This window comes from Ectothiorhodospira shaposhnikovii (assembly GCF_047222355.1).
Classification (GTDB): Bacteria; Pseudomonadota; Gammaproteobacteria; order Ectothiorhodospirales; family Ectothiorhodospiraceae; genus Ectothiorhodospira.
The window spans coordinates 1,414,102-1,429,169 of record NZ_CP178333.1 but is presented as its reverse complement, the minus strand read 5'-3'; the positions used below and the strand labels follow the sequence as shown (position 1 = coordinate 1,429,169).

Below are 15,068 nucleotides of genomic sequence, written 5' to 3'. Positions count from 1 at the left end.
TCGGGCAGGGATTATTCCTTCACCTGGCCGTATTGCATGATCCGCCCGTGGCGACGGGCCACCAGGGCATCGATGTCCATGCACTGCAGCTCATCCAGGCCTTCCAGCAGGCCGGCGCGGAAGGTGTCGGCCATGGCCGCGGTATCGCGGTGGGCGCCGCCCAGGGGCTCGGGCAGGATGGCGTCGATCAGGCCCAGTTCCTTGAGACGGGCAGAGGTGATGCCCATGGCCTCGGCGGCATCGGCGGCCTTCTCCGCGCTCTTCCAGAGAATGGAGGCACACCCCTCCGGAGAGATGACCGAATAGGTGCTGTACTGGAGCATCTGCACCTTGTCACCCACGCCGATGGCCAGGGCGCCGCCGGACCCCCCCTCACCGATCACGGTGCAGATGATGGGGGTACGCAATCTGGACATCTCCAGCAGGTTGCGGGCGATGGCCTCGCTCTGGCCACGCTCTTCCGCGCCCACGCCGGGATAGGCGCCGGGGGTGTCGATGAAGGTGAAGATGGGCAGGGAGAAGCGTTCCGCCATCTGCATCAGTCGCAGGGCCTTGCGATAGCCTTCCGGCCGGGGCATGCCGAAGTTGCGATGGATCTTTTCCTTGGTGTCGCGACCCTTCTGATGGCCGATGACCATCACCGGCCGCCCCTCGAACCGGGCCACGCCGCCGACGATGGCCGGATCATCCGCGAACGCCCGATCCCCGTGCAGTTCCTCGAAGTCCGTGAACAGGTGGGCAACATAGTCCAGGGTATAGGGGCGCCGGGGATGCCGGGCCAGCTGGGAAATCTGCCAGGGGTTGAGCTTGGCGAAGATGGACTCGGTCAGACTCTTGCACTTGGATTCGAGACGGGTGATCTCGTCCTGGATGTTGACCTCGGCATCATCACTGACATAACGAAGCTCTTCGATCTTGGCTTCCAGTTCGGCGATCGGTTGCTCAAATTCAAGGAAATCCGGATTCATCGGCGCTGGTCTGGGTCGGTTTTGGGAAAGGGGCCATTCTACACGGCCGGCGGTTTGGGGACAGCCCTGTGCAGGCAGCCCCGCGAGGCTAACGATAGTGAATCTGCACGGCCTCCTCCCCCAGCAGGCCCCGGAGTCGCTGTACCAGTTCCTCGGTGGGGCGCAGTTGCCAGGCATCACCCAGCCGGAAACGGGCGCGGGCACGGCCGTTGCTGTAGTTGACGAAGACCGGACAGGGACCGTCCCGGAACGGCGTCAGGCTTTCCTGCAGAGCCTCCACCAGCGCCGGGTCGGTGCCGCCGTTGAGGGTCAGATCCACCCGCTTGGCAAACTGCTCCCGGGCCTGGTCCAGGTCCATCACCTGCCGACCGCGCATGCGCACGCCGCCGCTGAATTCGTCGATGCCCACGCCGCCTTCCACCACCAGCAGGCGATCCTTCACCAGCAGACTCTGGAAACGGCGGTAATCCTCACCGAACAGTCCCACTTCGATACGACCACTGCGGTCATCCAGGGTCAGGAAGGCCATGCGGCCGGACGGAGCGTTGCGCAGGCGGATGCCCACCACCAGACCGGCGATCAGGGCATTCTGCTCCCGCTGCCGACCCCGACCCTGGGTCTCTCCGGTCCCCTGCCCGGGGGCGCTGTCCGCCAGGTCCGAGAGCAGATCGGCGATGCGCTTGCCGGTGATGCGGCGCAGCTCCGCCTCGTAGCGGGTGATGGGATGACCGGTGAGATAGAGCCCCAGGGTTTCCTTCTCCGCCAGCAGCCGGATGTCTTCCTCCCACTCCGGCAGCACGGGGGCAGCCACCGCCTCCACTTCCGGCGGCGGCGCCATGCCGAACAGATCCCCCTGCCCCATGCTCTGGTCCCGGCGGTGCTGCTCGGCCCGGGACATGGCCAGGGGCAGGTTGTGCATCAGGGTCGCCCGATTGGGGCCGATGGAATCCAGGGCACCGGCCCGGATCAGGGCCTCCAGGGTGCGACGGTTGATCTTCTGGGAATCCGCCCGCACGCACAGATCGTCCAGCGAGGCGAAGGGGCCATCGGTCCGACGGCTGTCGATGAGCACCTGGATGGCCGACTCCCCCACCCCCTTGATGGCCCCCAGGCCATAGACGATGGTCCGGTCATCCCGCACCGTGAACTCATGGCTTGACGTGTTCACGTCCGGCGGGATCACCGCCAGGTCCATGCAGCGGCATTCCTCGATCAGGTTCACCACCTTGTCGGTGTGATCCATGTCGGCGGAGAGCACCGCCGCCATGAAGGCGGCCGGGTAATGGCATTTAAGCCAGGCGGTCTGGTAGGACAGCAGGGCGTAGGCGGCGGAGTGGGACTTGTTGAAGCCGTAACCCGCGAATTTTTCCATCAGGTCGAAGATGTAACTGGCGGTGGCCTCCTCCACCCCCTGCGCCACGGCACCGGTCAGGAAGATCTCCCGCTGCTTGGCCATCTCCTCGGGCTTCTTCTTGCCCATGGCGCGGCGCAGCAGGTCGGCGCCGCCCAGGCTGTAGCCGGCCAGCACCTGGGCGATCTGCATCACCTGTTCCTGATAGAGGATGACCCCGTAGGTGGGGCGCAGGATGGGCTCCAGGGCCGGGTGGGGGTATTCCACCCTGGCGCGGCCGTGCTTGCGGTTGATGAAGTCGTCCACCATCCCCGACTGCAGGGGGCCGGGCCGGTAGAGGGCCACGAGGGCGACGATGTCCTCAAAGTTGTCCGGCTGCAGGCGCTTGATCAGGTCCTTCATGCCGCGGGATTCCAGCTGGAACACCGCCGTGGTTTCCTGACGCTTGAGCAGACCGAAGGTGCCGTCCTCGTCCAGGGGCACGTCGTTGACGTCCAGGGGCGGTTCGCCGGCCTTTGCCCGGCGGGCATTGATGGTCTGCACTGCCCAGTCGATGATGGTGAGGGTGCGCAGGCCCAGGAAGTCGAACTTCACCAGGCCGATGGCCTCCACGTCGTCCTTGTCGAAGTGGGTCACCACCCCCTGCCCGCCCGGTTCGCAGAACAAGGGGGAAAAATCCGTCAGGGTGGTGGGGGCGATGACCACGCCCCCGGCATGCTTGCCGGCGTTTCTGGCCACCCCCTCCAGCTTGCGGGCCAGGTCGATGAGGCCGCGGACTTCTTCGTCCTCCTCGTAACTGCGGCGCAGGTCCTCCTCCTGCTCCAGGGCCTTGTCCAGGGTCATGCCGATCTCGAACGGGATCTGCTTGGCGATGCGATCGACGAAGCCATAGGCATGGCCCAACACGCGACCGGCGTCACGCACCACGGCCTTGGCGGCCATGGTACCGTAAGTGATGATCTGGGAAACCTTGTCGCGGCCATAGCGCCGGGCCACGTATTCGATCACGCTGTCCCGCTTCTCCATGCAGAAGTCGATATCGAAGTCGGGCATGGACACACGCTCCGGATTGAGGAATCGCTCGAACAGCAGTTCGTAGCGGATCGGGTCCAGATCGGTGATCTTCAACGCATAAGCCACCAAAGACCCGGCCCCTGAGCCTCGCCCCGGTCCCACCGGCACGGCGTTGTCCTTGGCCCACTGGATGAAGTCCGCCACGATGAGGAAGTAGCCGGGGAATCCCATCTGGCAGATCACGTCCAGTTCCACGTCCAGACGGGCCCGGTAGGTCTTCTCCTTTTCCTCCCGGTCCGGGGTGTCCGGCGGGAACAGGCGCACCAGGCGCTCGTCCAGTCCGCGATGGGAGAGCTGGCGGAAATACTCGTCCGTGGTCATGCCCGCGGGGATGGGGTATTCCGGCAGATAGTTCTCCCCCAGGGTCAGGACGAGATTGCAGCGACGGGCGATTTCCACCGTGTTGGCCAGGGCCTCGGGGATGTCGGCGAAGAGTTCCGCCATTTCCTCCGGGGTCTTGAGGTATTGCTGGGGGCTGTAGAGCCTGGGCCGTCGGGGGTCGTCCAGAACCCGGCCCTCGTGGATGCAGACCCGGGCCTCATGGGCATCGTAATCGTCGGGGCTGATGAAACGCACATCGTTGGTGGCCACCACCGGCAGGTTCCGTTCGGCCGCCAGGGCCACGGCGGCGTGCAGGTAATCCTCCTCCCCCTCCCGGCCGGTGCGGATCAGTTCCAGGTAGAAGCGACCGGGGAAGACATCACACCAGAAATCGCAGGCCGGCCCGGCCGTATCGGGGTCTCTGGACAGCAGGGCCCTGCCCACCTCCCCTTCCCGGCCGCCGGACAGGGCGATCAGACCCTCGCAGGCCTCGCGGGTGAACCACTCGCGTTCCAGGATCGGCGTGCCGCTCTGCTGGCCCTCCTGGTAACCCCGGCTGATGAGGCGGGTGAGGCGCTTGTAACCCGGATCGTTCTGGCACAGCAGCACCAGCCGGGTGGGCGGTTCACCGGGTTCGCCGGCGGTCACCCACAGGTCAGCGCCGATGATCGGCTTGACACCGGACTTGAGGGCCGCCTTGTAGAACTTGACCATGGCGAACAGGTTGTTCTGGTCGGTCACCGCGCAGGCGGGCATCCCCGCGCCCCTGGCGGCGGCGACCAGCGGACCCACCCGGACCAGGCCGTCCACGAGGGAAAACTCGGAATGCAGGTGGAGGTGAACGAAAGGCTGGGTCATCGCTGTGATATCTGGAGGCATGAAGCAGGCATGGGGGGACAAGATAGCAGGGGAAGGGCGTTAAAGGTATTTCCGACCAGGATGCTTCACTCCGTGACCGGCCGATGGATTCCCGCTTGCGCGGGAATAACGGATTCAGGACGCCTGGCAGGCCGCCCGCCGTACCGGAGCAAAGCTCATCCGGTGACAGGGGCTCGGCCCCAGGCGGGTCAGGGCTTCCAGATGCACGGGAGTGGGATAACCCTTGTGACCCGCCAGCCCGTAGCCGGGATGCTCGGCATCCAGGGCCACCATCAGGGCATCCCGATGGACCTTGGCGATGATGGACGCCGCGCTGATGGCCGCCACGGTCCTGTCCCCCCCCACCACCGCCCGGGCCGGACAGGGCATCGCTTCCGGACAGCGATTGCCGTCCACCAAAGCCAGGGCCGGCGCGACGGAAAGGGTCTCCACCGCCCGACGCATGGCCAGCAGGCTGGCCTGGAGGATGTTCAGCGCATCAATCTCCGCCGGGCCGCAGACCGCAATGGACCAGGCCAGGGCCCGTTCCCGGATCAGTGCATCCAGGGCCTCGCGCCGGGCCGGACTCAGGGCCTTGGAATCCTTCAATCCTTCGATGGGACGGGCGGGATCCAGGATCACCGCCGCCGCCACCACCGGGCCGGCCAGCGGACCACGGCCCACTTCGTCCACACCCGCCACGTCAGGCCCCTGGGCCAGGTTCACCGGATCAAGCGTCATTGATGTCGTTCCCACCATGCATGGAGTAAAATGAAGGCACGACATGCTATCAAGGCGCACCTCATCAGGGCCACCGGCCCGTGCCGCGCCGCTCACCAAGCCACCGGGACCGCCCATGACCTCCACACGATGCGCCGTGATCGGCGTCGGCTATCTTGGCAAGTTCCACGCCCAGAAATACGCCGCCCTTCCCAATGCAGAGCTGGTGGCGGTGGCCGACGCCAGTGCCGAGACCGCCGCCGCCGTGGCCGAACAATGCGGATGTCGCGCCGTCACCGACTACCGCGAACTGCTTGGCCAGGTGGATGCCGTCAGCATTGCCGTGCCCACCACCCTGCACTTTCCCGTGGCCCGGGATTTCCTGGAACACGGCACCCACGTGCTGGTGGAAAAGCCCATCACCTCCACCGTGGAGGAAGCCGCCGCCCTCAATCGACTGGCCCGGGAACGGGGCGTGATCCTGCAGGTGGGACACCTGGAGCGCTTCAACGCCGCCCTGATGGATCTGGCGGATCGACGCGGCGAACCCCTGTTCATCGAATCCCACCGCCTGGCCCCCTTCAAGCCCCGGGCCACGGATGTGAACGTGGTGCTGGACCTGATGATCCATGACATCGACATCATCCTGGACATGGTACGCTCGCCGGTGAAATCCCTCGCCGCCAGCGGCGCCCGGGTCCTGTCCGACGCCATCGACATCGCCAACGCCCGCATCGAGTTCGAAAGCGGCTGCGTGGCCAATGTCACCTCCAGCCGGGTCAGCCTCAAGACCGAGCGCAAGATGCGCATCTTCCAGAAAAATGCCTATGTCTCGGTGGATTTCCAGAACCGGGGGTTGTCGGTGCATCGACTGGGCGACAAGGAGATGTTCCCGGGCATCCCCGAGGTCATCAGCGAGGAAAGCTTCTTCGAGGAGGGCGATGCCCTCAAGGCGGAGATCATCGCCTTCCTGGACTCGATCCAGCAGGGCACCCCGGTGGTGGTCTCCGGCGAGGACGGCCAGCGCGCCCTGGAAACGGCCATCCGCATCAGCGAACTGGTCCGACAGGGGTCACCCATGCGCGACCGGCGCGATTGACGCCCTCCCCCTTCCCGCACAGACCGTATTCATTCAAGCAAGGAAAAATCACACCATGATTCCAATGGTCGACCTGAAGACCCAGTACCACCAGTTGAAGGACGAGATCGACGCGGGAATCGCCCAGGTCCTGGAAAACACCCAGTTCATCCTGGGCCCCAACGTGCAGAGCCTGGAGCAGGAACTGGCCGACTACCTGGGCACGCCCCATGCCATCACCTGCGCCTCCGGCACCGATGCCCTGCATCTGGCCCTGGCCGCCGCCGGTATCGGCGAGGGGGATGAGGTCATCACCACCGCCTTCACCTTCATCGCCACCGCCGAGGCCATCCGCTATGTGGGGGCCGTGCCGGTGTTCGTGGACATCGATCCGCGCACCTTCAATATCGACGTGGCCCAGGTGGAGGCGGCCATCAACGAACGCACCCGGGCCATCATGCCGGTTCACCTGTTCGGACAGCCGGCGGACCTGCCCCGGCTCCAGGCCCTGTGCAAGGCCCATGACCTGATCCTGGTGGAGGACTGCGCCCAGTCCTTCGGCGCCACCGTGAACAGCGCCCAGACCGGCACCACCGGCGCCTTCGGCTGTTTCAGCTTCTTCCCCAGCAAGAACCTGGGTTGCTACGGTGACGGCGGCCTGATCACCACCGGTTCCGATGCGCACGCCGACCAGTTACGGACCCTGAGAAACCACGGCAGCCGGGTGCGCTATCACCATGACATCATCGGCTACAACAGTCGCCTGGACGAGATCCAGGCCGCCATCCTGCGGGTCAAGCTCAAGCACATCGACCGCTTCAACCAGGAACGGCGCCGGGCCGCCCACCGCTACAACGCACTGCTGGCCGATACACCGGTGACCACGCCCTTCGAGGACGGCCTGGGTGTGCACGTGTTTCATCAATACACCCTGCTAACGGACCGCCGGGACGCCGTCATGCAGGCCCTGCGGCAGGCCGGGATCGCCTGCGCCGTGTACTACCCCATCCCCCTGCATCGCCAGAAGGCCTTCGGCGATAGCTGCGCCCAGATCCACCTGCCGGTGACCGAATCCGTCACCGAGCGCTGCCTGTCCCTGCCCATCTATCCCGAGATCCGTGACGAGGATCTGGTGCGGATCACCGATATCATCCGGGGGGCCCTTGACTGATTCGAACACACCGCTGCATGTGATGGTTGTCGCCGGCGAAGTCTCCGGCGACCTGCATGCCGCCAACATGGTCCGGGCCATGGAAGGCCTGCGTCCCGGCAATCGCTATACCGGCATGGGCTGCGGCGCCATGCGCGAGGCCGGGGTGGAACTGATCGTGGATGCCGGACGTCTGGCGGTGGTGGGCCTGTGGGAGGTGATCGCCCAGTACCGGGATATCCGCCGGGCCCTGGAAACCCTCAAGCAACATCTGCGGTCGGACCCGCCGGACCTGCTGGTGCTGGTGGACTACGTGGAATTCAACCTGCGTCTGGCCAGGGCCGCCAAGGCCCTGGGCATCCGGGTGCTGTTTTACGTCAGCCCCCAGATCTGGGCCTGGCGCCCCCATCGGGTGAAACGCATCGGCCGGGTGATCGATGCCATGGCCGTGCTGTTTCCCTTCGAGGTGGACGTCTATCGGCGTTACGGCATCCCGGTCCGCTATGTGGGCAATCCCCTGGTGGACGTGGTCCACCCCTCCGCCGCCCCGGACAAGATCCTGGCGGACCTGGGTCTGGACCCGGACCATCCCCCCTTGGCGTTGCTGCCCGGCAGCCGTGGCGGGGAGCTGCGACGCCACCTGCCCATCATGATGGAAACCTGCCGGTGGCTGCGCCGACGGCATCCCGATATCCGTTTCGTGATGCCCCTCGCCCCCGGCGTGGACGTGGCCGGCGATGTGGCACCCCATCTGGACCCGTCCCTGGACATCCGGCTGGTGAGCGGGCAAACCTATGATGTCATGGCGGTCAGTCGCGCCCTCATCATCGCCTCCGGCACGGCCACCCTGGAAGCGGCCCTGCTCAGGACGCCCATGGCCATCATCTACCGGGTCTCTCCCATCACCCACGCCATTCTGAGCCGCCTGATCCTGATTCCCCATATCGGCCTGGCCAATATCGTCGCCGGTCGCGCGGTGGTGCGGGAGTTCGTGCAGGATGCCGCCACGGCGGAGAACATCGGCGCGGAAGTGGAGCGACTGCTGATGGACGAGGATTATCACCGCTCGGTGGTAAATGCCCTGGGCGAGGTACGGGAACGCCTGGGAGAAGGCGGCGGCTCCGGGAAGGTGGCGAGGATGGCCCTGGAACTGATCGACCATGGTCGTCTGCTCGACACCGTTGACGGGGAGGTGCGACACCCTTGATCCGGTTCTGGCGCCAGGCCCCGCTGCCCCTGCTCCTGCTGATCCTGGGTTACGGCTTCTGGGTCAGTCCGGACTTCAAGGAAATCGCCGCCGGGGTGGCGCTGTTCCTGTTCGGCATGCTGTCGCTGGAAAAGGGCTTCAAGGCCTTTACCGGCGGCACCCTGGAACAGGTGCTGCGGGCGTCCACCAACCGGCTCTGGAAAAGCATCGCCTTCGGCATCACCAGCACCACCCTGATGCAGTCCAGTACCCTGGTGTCGCTGGTCACCATTTCCTTCGTCAGTGCCGAGATGATCACCCTGGCGGCCGGCATCGGTGTCATCATGGGGGCCAACCTGGGCACCACCACCGGGGCCTGGCTGATTGCCGGCCTGGGCCTGCGAGTGGACATCGCCGGCTATGCCATGCCCGCCCTGGTTGTCGGTGTCATCCTCCTGCTGCAGCGCTCCAAGGTCTTGCAGGGTATCGGCTACCTGGCCCTGGGAGTAGGCTTTCTGTTCCTGGGCATCCATTACATGAAGGAAGGCTTCGAAGCCTTCCAGGGGGCCTTCGATCTCTCCGGCTACGTGATTCCCGGCATCCTGGGGGTGCTGCTCTATACCGGCATCGGCATGCTCATCACGGTGATCATGCAGTCCAGCCACGCCACCCTGCTGGTGATCATCACCGCCCTGGCCACCGGTCAGATCAGCTATGACAGCGCCCTGGCCCTGGCCATCGGCGCCAATCTGGGCAGTGCCATCACCACCGCCATCGGCGGCATGACCGCCAACCTGGGCGGCAAGCGCCTGGCCATTGCCCATGTCCTGTTCAACGTCATGACGGCGACCGTGGCCATCGTCTTCATCGGACAGATGGCCTGGGCAGTGGACCACCTGGGCGCCCTGATCGGGCTGGCCGACGACGAATACCTGCTCAAGCTGGCCCTGTTCCATACCCTGTTCAACCTGCTGGGCGTCATCCTGCTGGCCCCCTTCACCGGCGTACTGGAGCGGGCATTGATCAAGTATGTGAATCCGGCCCCGAAATCCAGGGAAAAACCCCTGTATCTCTATCCCGGTGCCCTGGAAACACCGGCCACGGCCATCAGCGCCCTGCGCAAGGAGGTGGGCCATCTCTATGACAACGCCCATGACCTCATCGCCCACGGGGTCAGCCTGCGCCGTTCCGTGATCGACTCGGAGCAATCCCTGGCTGACGCGGTGAAAAATACCCGTCGCATCATCCCGCTGGACGTGGACGACGTCTATGAGGCAAAGATCAAGAGCCTGCACAGCGACATCATCGCCTTCATCAGCGAAATCCAGGGCCGGGAGCTGTCCCAACAGTCGGTGGAACAGCTCTACGACCTGCAACAGGCCAGTCGTGACATCGTCGAGGCGGTGAAGGCCACCAAGCACCTGCAAAAGAACCTCTCCCGCCACGGTCTCTCCGCCAATCCGCTGATCCGGGAGCGCTATGACGTGATCCGACTGCAGATTGCCAGGGTACTGCGGGAAATCCGCCAGCTCCGGACCCAGGACCCGGAGACTGTCACCAGACTGTCACTGGATGCCATTAAGCTGTCGGTGCAGAAATCCGGCCGCAGCTTCACGGCGGACCTCAATGAGCTGATCCGTGGCAGACGCCTGTCCTCCTCCATCGCCACGTCGATGATGAACGACGAGAACTACGCCTTCGAGATCTGCTCGAACCTGATCGAGGCCAGCCATGCACTGCTGCTTCCTCCCACGCGGGCGGAACAGTCCGCCGAAGGTCAGCTGGCACTGAATGAACAGGATATTGCGCGGATGGCCGGGGGCAATTCCAATCCCAGGACTCGGACGCACACTGATGAAAACGAAAAAACTGCTGGCTAGGCTGGCCGGTTTTCTCAGCGCGGATCAGACCGCCCAGCGTGAGGAACTCAAATCCATCCGCAAGGTGTTGAAGAAACTCAAGGCCAAGGAACGGGATCTCACCGCCAGGCTGGAACAGACACCGCCGGGCGATGAACATGAGGAGATTGCGCAGAAACTGCAGGTGATCTACGCCCAGCGCCGCAAGGGCGTGGAGCGGGTGCGGGAACTCAAGGGGCGCACGCAGAATCCATCTCCCTCCTGATCCCGGGCATGGGCATCGGGGCCGGATATCAGGCAAAATGAAGGCTCGACCCGGTCCGGGGTCCCATCGTGCCTAACTGGAGCCTCAACTTGAGTACGACAACGAAGGACACCACCCGATCTCCCCGCTGGATTCCCATCACCCTGGCCCTGAGTTCCCTGGCCAGCCTCATGGGATCCATGGTCCTGCTGGGACAAGGGGCGCTGATCTCCCTGACCCTGTTCATCATTCTGTTTCCCGTCACCCTCATCAACCTGCTGGTGCGCTGGTGGCCCCGACATCGCTGCGAACGCATGCGCAACGAAAGACGCTGGAAACGCCGCCTCAATTTCACCGCGGCGGGGGTGCTCGTGGCGGCGGGAATCAACCTCTTTGCCGGGGTGAATTTCTTCGGCACCCCGCTCGGGACCACCCTGCTGGTGGCCGGCACCCTGCTGCTGCCGCCGGCCATCATCATGGCCATCCTGTCCTTTTCCCTGGGGCGCGCGGACGTGACCCAAACCGTGCTGGACGAAGAAGAACACCTGGTATTCCAGGCCGACACCCACTGGGCCATCTTCCTGCCCCCGATCCAGCTCGTGACCCTGTGCCTGCTGCTGGTGTTGGGTCCCTTCGGCCTGGGGGGCGAGGTCATCGCCGCCATCATCTACCTGGCGGTGTTGCCGGGCATGATGGCCCGGGCACTGGCCATTTTTCTCAACACGGAGGTCTCCATCACCGATCGGCGCATGATCACCGTGACCGGCACGCTGCTGCGCCGCACCCGGGTCATGGAACTGGGCGAGATCAAGGCGGCGGGGATTTACCGAAGCTGGCTGGGTCGTCTGCTCGGCTACGGCAAGGTGGGCATCATCTGCCATGGTGGCCAGAGTCTGAAGCTGCCCGGCATTGCAGATCCGGAAACCTTGCGTGACATGCTGGACCCGTCCGGTCGGGTGGTCACCAGTTCATTCTGAGGGGTGCGCCGTGAAAGTGGAAGTGACCGTGGAACTGGACATCGACCTGTCCAAGGTCGGTCTGGGTGACATTCGCAAGCTGGCGGAGCAGTGGTTCGCCGACCATGAGATCGAGGCGATCAGGCAGGTGAGAATCGTGGATGTGACGTTGAAACGGGAGTCCGGGGAGCCCTGAAGTTTGCTCGGCGCCTGCGCTGATTCGCGGCCAGGGCCGCTCCCACGGGGTCACACTCACACGGGTGACCCTGGGAGCGGGCCTTGCCCGCGAAGGCGGTGCCGGTCAGTCCGTGGAACGGCGCCGATCGGTGCGCAGAATGCCGCGGGGACTTTCCCGCACAAATGCCACGAAATCCGCCACTTCCGGGTGCACCTCCGCCAGTGGCGCCACGGCCTCGAGGCCCTGCTGCCGGTCCCGACCGTCCACCAGATGCCGAAATGCCCGTTGCAGCGCACGGATGGTCTCCCCGGAAAAACCGCGACGCCGGAGCCCGATCTTGTTGATGCCGACGGCACGGGCGTAATTGCCGGAAGCCATGCAATAGGGCGGCAGATCCCGGTTCAGGGCCGCACCCATGCTGGTAAAAGCATGGGGCCCCACCCGACAGAACTGGTGAACCAGAGTGAACCCCCCCAGCACGGCCCGGTCCCCCACCTGACAATGCCCGGCCAGGGAGGCCGCGTTGGAAAAGACGACATGATCGCCCACGTGGCAGTCATGGGCGATATGGACATAGGCCATGATCAGATTGTCGGAACCCACCCGGGTCACGCCACCGCCCTTGGGGGTACCGCGACTGATGGTGACGTACTCCCTGATCACGGTGCGATCACCGATTTCCAGGGCGGTGGCCTCATCCCGGTAGCCCAGATCCTGAGGCGCCTCCCCCAGGGACGCGAACTGATAAATCTTGCAGTCCTCGCCGATACGGGTCTTGCCGGTGATCACCACATGGGGTCCGATCCAGGTTCCCTTGCCGATACTCACCTCGGGGCCAATGATCGAAAAGGCCCCGATCTGCACTCCTTCCTCGATGCGTGCCCCCGGGTCTACAACGGCACGGGCATCGATCATGACTCCAGATCCTTCCCGGCGCACATGAGCGTCGCGGTGGCCACCACTTCACCGTCCACCCTGGCCTCGGCATTGAAGCGCCAGATACCCCTCACCACGCGCAGCAGTTCCACCCGCAGATGGAGCTGATCACCCGGTTCCACCTGGCGACGGAAACGGGCCTCGTCGATGCCCACGAAAAGATACAGCTGCTGCTTGTCGGTCTCGCCCCGGTGTTCCTGGGTCTTGAAGGCCAGCAGACCCGTGGCCTGAGCCAGGGCTTCCAGGATCAGGACACCCGGCATGACCGGGCGGATGGGGAAATGACCCGGGAAATAGGGTTCATTGATGGAGACATTCTTGATGCCCTCCAGATATTCACCGGGTTTGAGATCGGTCACCCGGTCCACCATCAGAAACGGGAAACGATGGGGGAGGTAGCGCAGCACCTCGTGTATGCTCATGGAATCCAAGTTGTCATTCCTTATTTGTACTTTATAGGGTCATTCGTTCGCAGGCCCCCTGCAGATCCACCCTGCGCGTTGCCTGCGAACCACCGATTATTCGTTATCAGAGTCAGCCCCGGCGCCCTGGCGTGATGCCCGCTCTTCCAGGACTTTGACGCGCCGTGACAGGGTATCGAGTCGCCGCAAATGCGCCAGGCTGCGATTCCATTCCCGTGCCGGTGAGAACGGCACACCCGAGGAATAGACACCGGGCTCTGAGATGGAACGGCTCACCAGGGTCATGCCCGTCACCGTCACCCCATCGGCGATTTCCAGGTGGCCCGCAATGCCGACCCCCCCGCCAATGGAGCAACGCCTGCCGATGCGGGCACTACCGGCGATCCCCACACACCCGGCCATGGCCGTGTGGGCACCGATATGCACGTTGTGGGCCACCTGGATCAGGTTGTCCAGTTTCACCCCGTCCTCGATCACGGTATCTTCCAGCGCACCGCGATCGATGGTCGTGTTGGCCCCCACCTCCACGTCGTCACCGATGATCACCGTACCCACCTGCGGCACCCGGATCCACGCCTCGCCGTCCTTCGCAAAGCCGAACCCCTCCGAACCCACCACTGCCCCGGGGTGCAGCAATCCTCGCCGACCGATCCTGACACGGGCACCCACCGTCACCCGGGCCAGCATCCGGGTCCCTTCGCCCACATGGGCATTCTCGCCGATGATACAGCCGGGACCCAGCACCACGTCGGCATCCAGCTGCACGCCCGCCGCCACGACACACTGCGGCCCCACACTGACCGAGGGATGAATCCTGGCCCGAGGACTGACCACGGCACTGGCATGAATGCCGGGTTCGGGTACGGGCTCGGGATGCAACAGGGCCGCCGCCCGGGCGAATCCCAGGTGCGGATTGGCGCAGACCAGGGCCGGCACCGGGCACTCGGGCAGATGCGCGGGCTTGAGGATGACCGCTCCCGCCCGGGTCCGACGGAGCTCGGGCAGGTAGCGATCATGGGTCATGAAGCACAGCTGACCGGGACCGGCATCGCCCAGCGGGGCCACGCTGTCCAGGACACGTTCACCGGCATCAATGCCGGCTCCGTGCAGATCGGCGCCGATGGCCCGCGCCAGTGTTTTCAGTGAAACCGACATCACTTCCGCCCCGGATCAGCGGCGGGCTCTTTGATGCTGGCGGCGGAGCTCTTCCAGAACCTTGCCGGTGATATCGATACGGTCGCTGGCGTACAGGACCGTGCGCTCGGTGACCACCAGGTCCACGTTTTCGGCACGGGCAATCTCCATGATCACGTTGTGCACCAGGCGCTGGAGCCGGGCCAGTTCATCGTTGCGCCGCACATTCAGATCTTCCTGGAACATGTCCTGGGCGCGGGTGAACTCCCGGGAACGGGTACGGAATTCACGCTCAAGTTCGGCGCGGCGATCCGCACCCATCACCTCGGCATCCCGCTGCAGACGCTCCTGCATGCGGCGCAGGGCGTCCCGTTCCGCCACCAGCTCCGAGTCCCGGGGGGAGAACTCTTCTTCCAGCGCCCGCAGGGAGGCTTCCGCCTGGGGAGACTGTTCCATGACACGATTGATGTTGACGAAGGCCACCTTGGCGTTGGCCGCGGCGGCACCGGAGATCGCAAGCAGACACACCAGCAACAGGCCGGTGGTGATTCTCAGAACATTGCGCTTCAAACCGTTTCTCCAAAACTTGGGCAGACAAAAGGCTGACTCAGCCCGTTCAACAACCCTTTTTCA

Annotated in this window: 14 protein-coding genes; 7 read left to right on the top strand and 7 right to left on the bottom strand. The window is 64.7% G+C overall.

What is annotated here, in order from left to right:
• Window positions 1–11: 11 nt before the first annotated feature.
• From accA to rnhB, 3 genes are all read right to left on the bottom strand, one after another.
• A complete protein-coding gene (accA, locus tag ACLF6L_RS06500) occupies window positions 12–968 on the bottom strand; it encodes an acetyl-CoA carboxylase carboxyl transferase subunit alpha (protein ID WP_412852609.1) in 957 nt (318 codons plus the stop codon).
• An 88-nt stretch (window positions 969–1,056) separates the two neighbouring features.
• Window positions 1,057–4,572 (bottom strand): DNA polymerase III subunit alpha, encoded by a 3,516-nt coding sequence (gene dnaE, locus ACLF6L_RS06495; RefSeq protein WP_412852608.1) that lies wholly within the window; start codon window positions 4,570–4,572, stop codon window positions 1,057–1,059.
• Between the two features lie 135 nt (window positions 4,573–4,707).
• Entirely contained in the window at window positions 4,708–5,313 is a 606-nt protein-coding gene (gene rnhB / locus ACLF6L_RS06490) for a ribonuclease HII (protein ID WP_412852607.1), read from the bottom strand.
• A gap of 115 nt (window positions 5,314–5,428) precedes the next feature.
• Here rnhB and ACLF6L_RS06485 point away from each other — a divergent pair, with 115 nt between their 5' ends.
• From ACLF6L_RS06485 to ACLF6L_RS06455, 7 genes are all read left to right on the top strand, one after another.
• Entirely contained in the window at window positions 5,429–6,391 is a 963-nt protein-coding gene (locus tag ACLF6L_RS06485) for a Gfo/Idh/MocA family oxidoreductase (protein WP_412852606.1), read from the top strand.
• Between the two features lie 55 nt (window positions 6,392–6,446).
• On the top strand, window positions 6,447–7,541 hold the full coding sequence (locus tag ACLF6L_RS06480; RefSeq protein ID WP_412852605.1) for a DegT/DnrJ/EryC1/StrS family aminotransferase: 1,095 nt from the start codon (window positions 6,447–6,449) through the stop codon (window positions 7,539–7,541).
• Window positions 7,542–7,563: 22 nt separating this feature from the next.
• Window positions 7,564–8,727: a lipid-A-disaccharide synthase gene (gene lpxB, locus ACLF6L_RS06475; RefSeq protein ID WP_238616778.1), complete on the top strand. Its 1,164-nt coding sequence runs from the start codon at window positions 7,564–7,566 to the stop codon at window positions 8,725–8,727.
• The gene (locus tag ACLF6L_RS06470) at window positions 8,724–10,586 is read left to right on the top strand and encodes a Na/Pi cotransporter family protein (protein WP_412852604.1); all 1,863 of its coding nucleotides are present in this window, start codon (window positions 8,724–8,726) and stop codon (window positions 10,584–10,586) included. Before lpxB ends, ACLF6L_RS06470 begins: the two co-directional genes overlap by 4 nt.
• Window positions 10,561–10,830: a hypothetical protein gene (locus ACLF6L_RS06465; protein ID WP_238616715.1), complete on the top strand. Its 270-nt coding sequence runs from the start codon at window positions 10,561–10,563 to the stop codon at window positions 10,828–10,830. The genes ACLF6L_RS06470 and ACLF6L_RS06465 overlap by 26 nt, the downstream gene beginning before the upstream one ends.
• A gap of 89 nt (window positions 10,831–10,919) precedes the next feature.
• A complete protein-coding gene (locus tag ACLF6L_RS06460) occupies window positions 10,920–11,786 on the top strand; it encodes a PH domain-containing protein (RefSeq protein ID WP_238616714.1) in 867 nt (288 codons plus the stop codon).
• Between the two features lie 10 nt (window positions 11,787–11,796).
• The gene (locus ACLF6L_RS06455; RefSeq protein ID WP_238616713.1) at window positions 11,797–11,961 is read left to right on the top strand and encodes a hypothetical protein; all 165 of its coding nucleotides are present in this window, start codon (window positions 11,797–11,799) and stop codon (window positions 11,959–11,961) included.
• Between the two features lie 105 nt (window positions 11,962–12,066).
• On the opposite strand, the gene lpxA is transcribed toward ACLF6L_RS06455, so the two are convergent.
• From lpxA to ACLF6L_RS06435, 4 genes are all read right to left on the bottom strand, one after another.
• The gene (lpxA, locus tag ACLF6L_RS06450) at window positions 12,067–12,858 is read right to left on the bottom strand and encodes an acyl-ACP--UDP-N-acetylglucosamine O-acyltransferase (RefSeq protein ID WP_412852603.1); all 792 of its coding nucleotides are present in this window, start codon (window positions 12,856–12,858) and stop codon (window positions 12,067–12,069) included.
• Complete coding sequence (fabZ, locus tag ACLF6L_RS06445) at window positions 12,855–13,301, bottom strand: 3-hydroxyacyl-ACP dehydratase FabZ (RefSeq protein ID WP_371200091.1); 447 nt, start codon at window positions 13,299–13,301, stop codon at window positions 12,855–12,857. Before fabZ ends, lpxA begins: the two co-directional genes overlap by 4 nt.
• A 96-nt stretch (window positions 13,302–13,397) precedes the next feature.
• Complete coding sequence (gene lpxD, locus ACLF6L_RS06440) at window positions 13,398–14,456, bottom strand: UDP-3-O-(3-hydroxymyristoyl)glucosamine N-acyltransferase (RefSeq protein WP_238616711.1); 1,059 nt, start codon at window positions 14,454–14,456, stop codon at window positions 13,398–13,400.
• A gap of 15 nt (window positions 14,457–14,471) precedes the next feature.
• Window positions 14,472–15,005, bottom strand: a complete 534-nt coding sequence (locus ACLF6L_RS06435; protein WP_008932283.1) for an OmpH family outer membrane protein — start codon at window positions 15,003–15,005, stop codon at window positions 14,472–14,474.
• Between the last annotated feature and the right edge of the window lie 63 nt (window positions 15,006–15,068).

Bases quoted from the DNA above. Each gene is read 5' to 3' on its own strand.
- ACLF6L_RS06480 (WP_412852605.1), top strand. From the start codon at position 6,447: ATGATTCCAATGGTCGACCTGAAGACCCAGTACCACCAGTTGAAGGAC.
- fabZ (WP_371200091.1), bottom strand. From the start codon at position 13,301: ATGAGCATACACGAGGTGCTGCGCTACCTCCCCCATCGTTTCCCGTTT.
- rnhB (WP_412852607.1), bottom strand. From the start codon at position 5,313: ATGACGCTTGATCCGGTGAACCTGGCCCAGGGGCCTGACGTGGCGGGT.
- accA (WP_412852609.1), bottom strand. From the start codon at position 968: ATGAATCCGGATTTCCTTGAATTTGAGCAACCGATCGCCGAACTGGAA.
- dnaE (WP_412852608.1), bottom strand. From the start codon at position 4,572: ATGACCCAGCCTTTCGTTCACCTCCACCTGCATTCCGAGTTTTCCCTC.
- lpxD (WP_238616711.1), bottom strand. From the start codon at position 14,456: ATGTCGGTTTCACTGAAAACACTGGCGCGGGCCATCGGCGCCGATCTG.
- lpxB (WP_238616778.1), top strand. From the start codon at position 7,564: ATGGTTGTCGCCGGCGAAGTCTCCGGCGACCTGCATGCCGCCAACATG.
- ACLF6L_RS06485 (WP_412852606.1), top strand. From the start codon at position 5,429: ATGACCTCCACACGATGCGCCGTGATCGGCGTCGGCTATCTTGGCAAG.
- ACLF6L_RS06465 (WP_238616715.1), top strand. From the start codon at position 10,561: ATGAAAACGAAAAAACTGCTGGCTAGGCTGGCCGGTTTTCTCAGCGCG.
- lpxA (WP_412852603.1), bottom strand. From the start codon at position 12,858: ATGATCGATGCCCGTGCCGTTGTAGACCCGGGGGCACGCATCGAGGAA.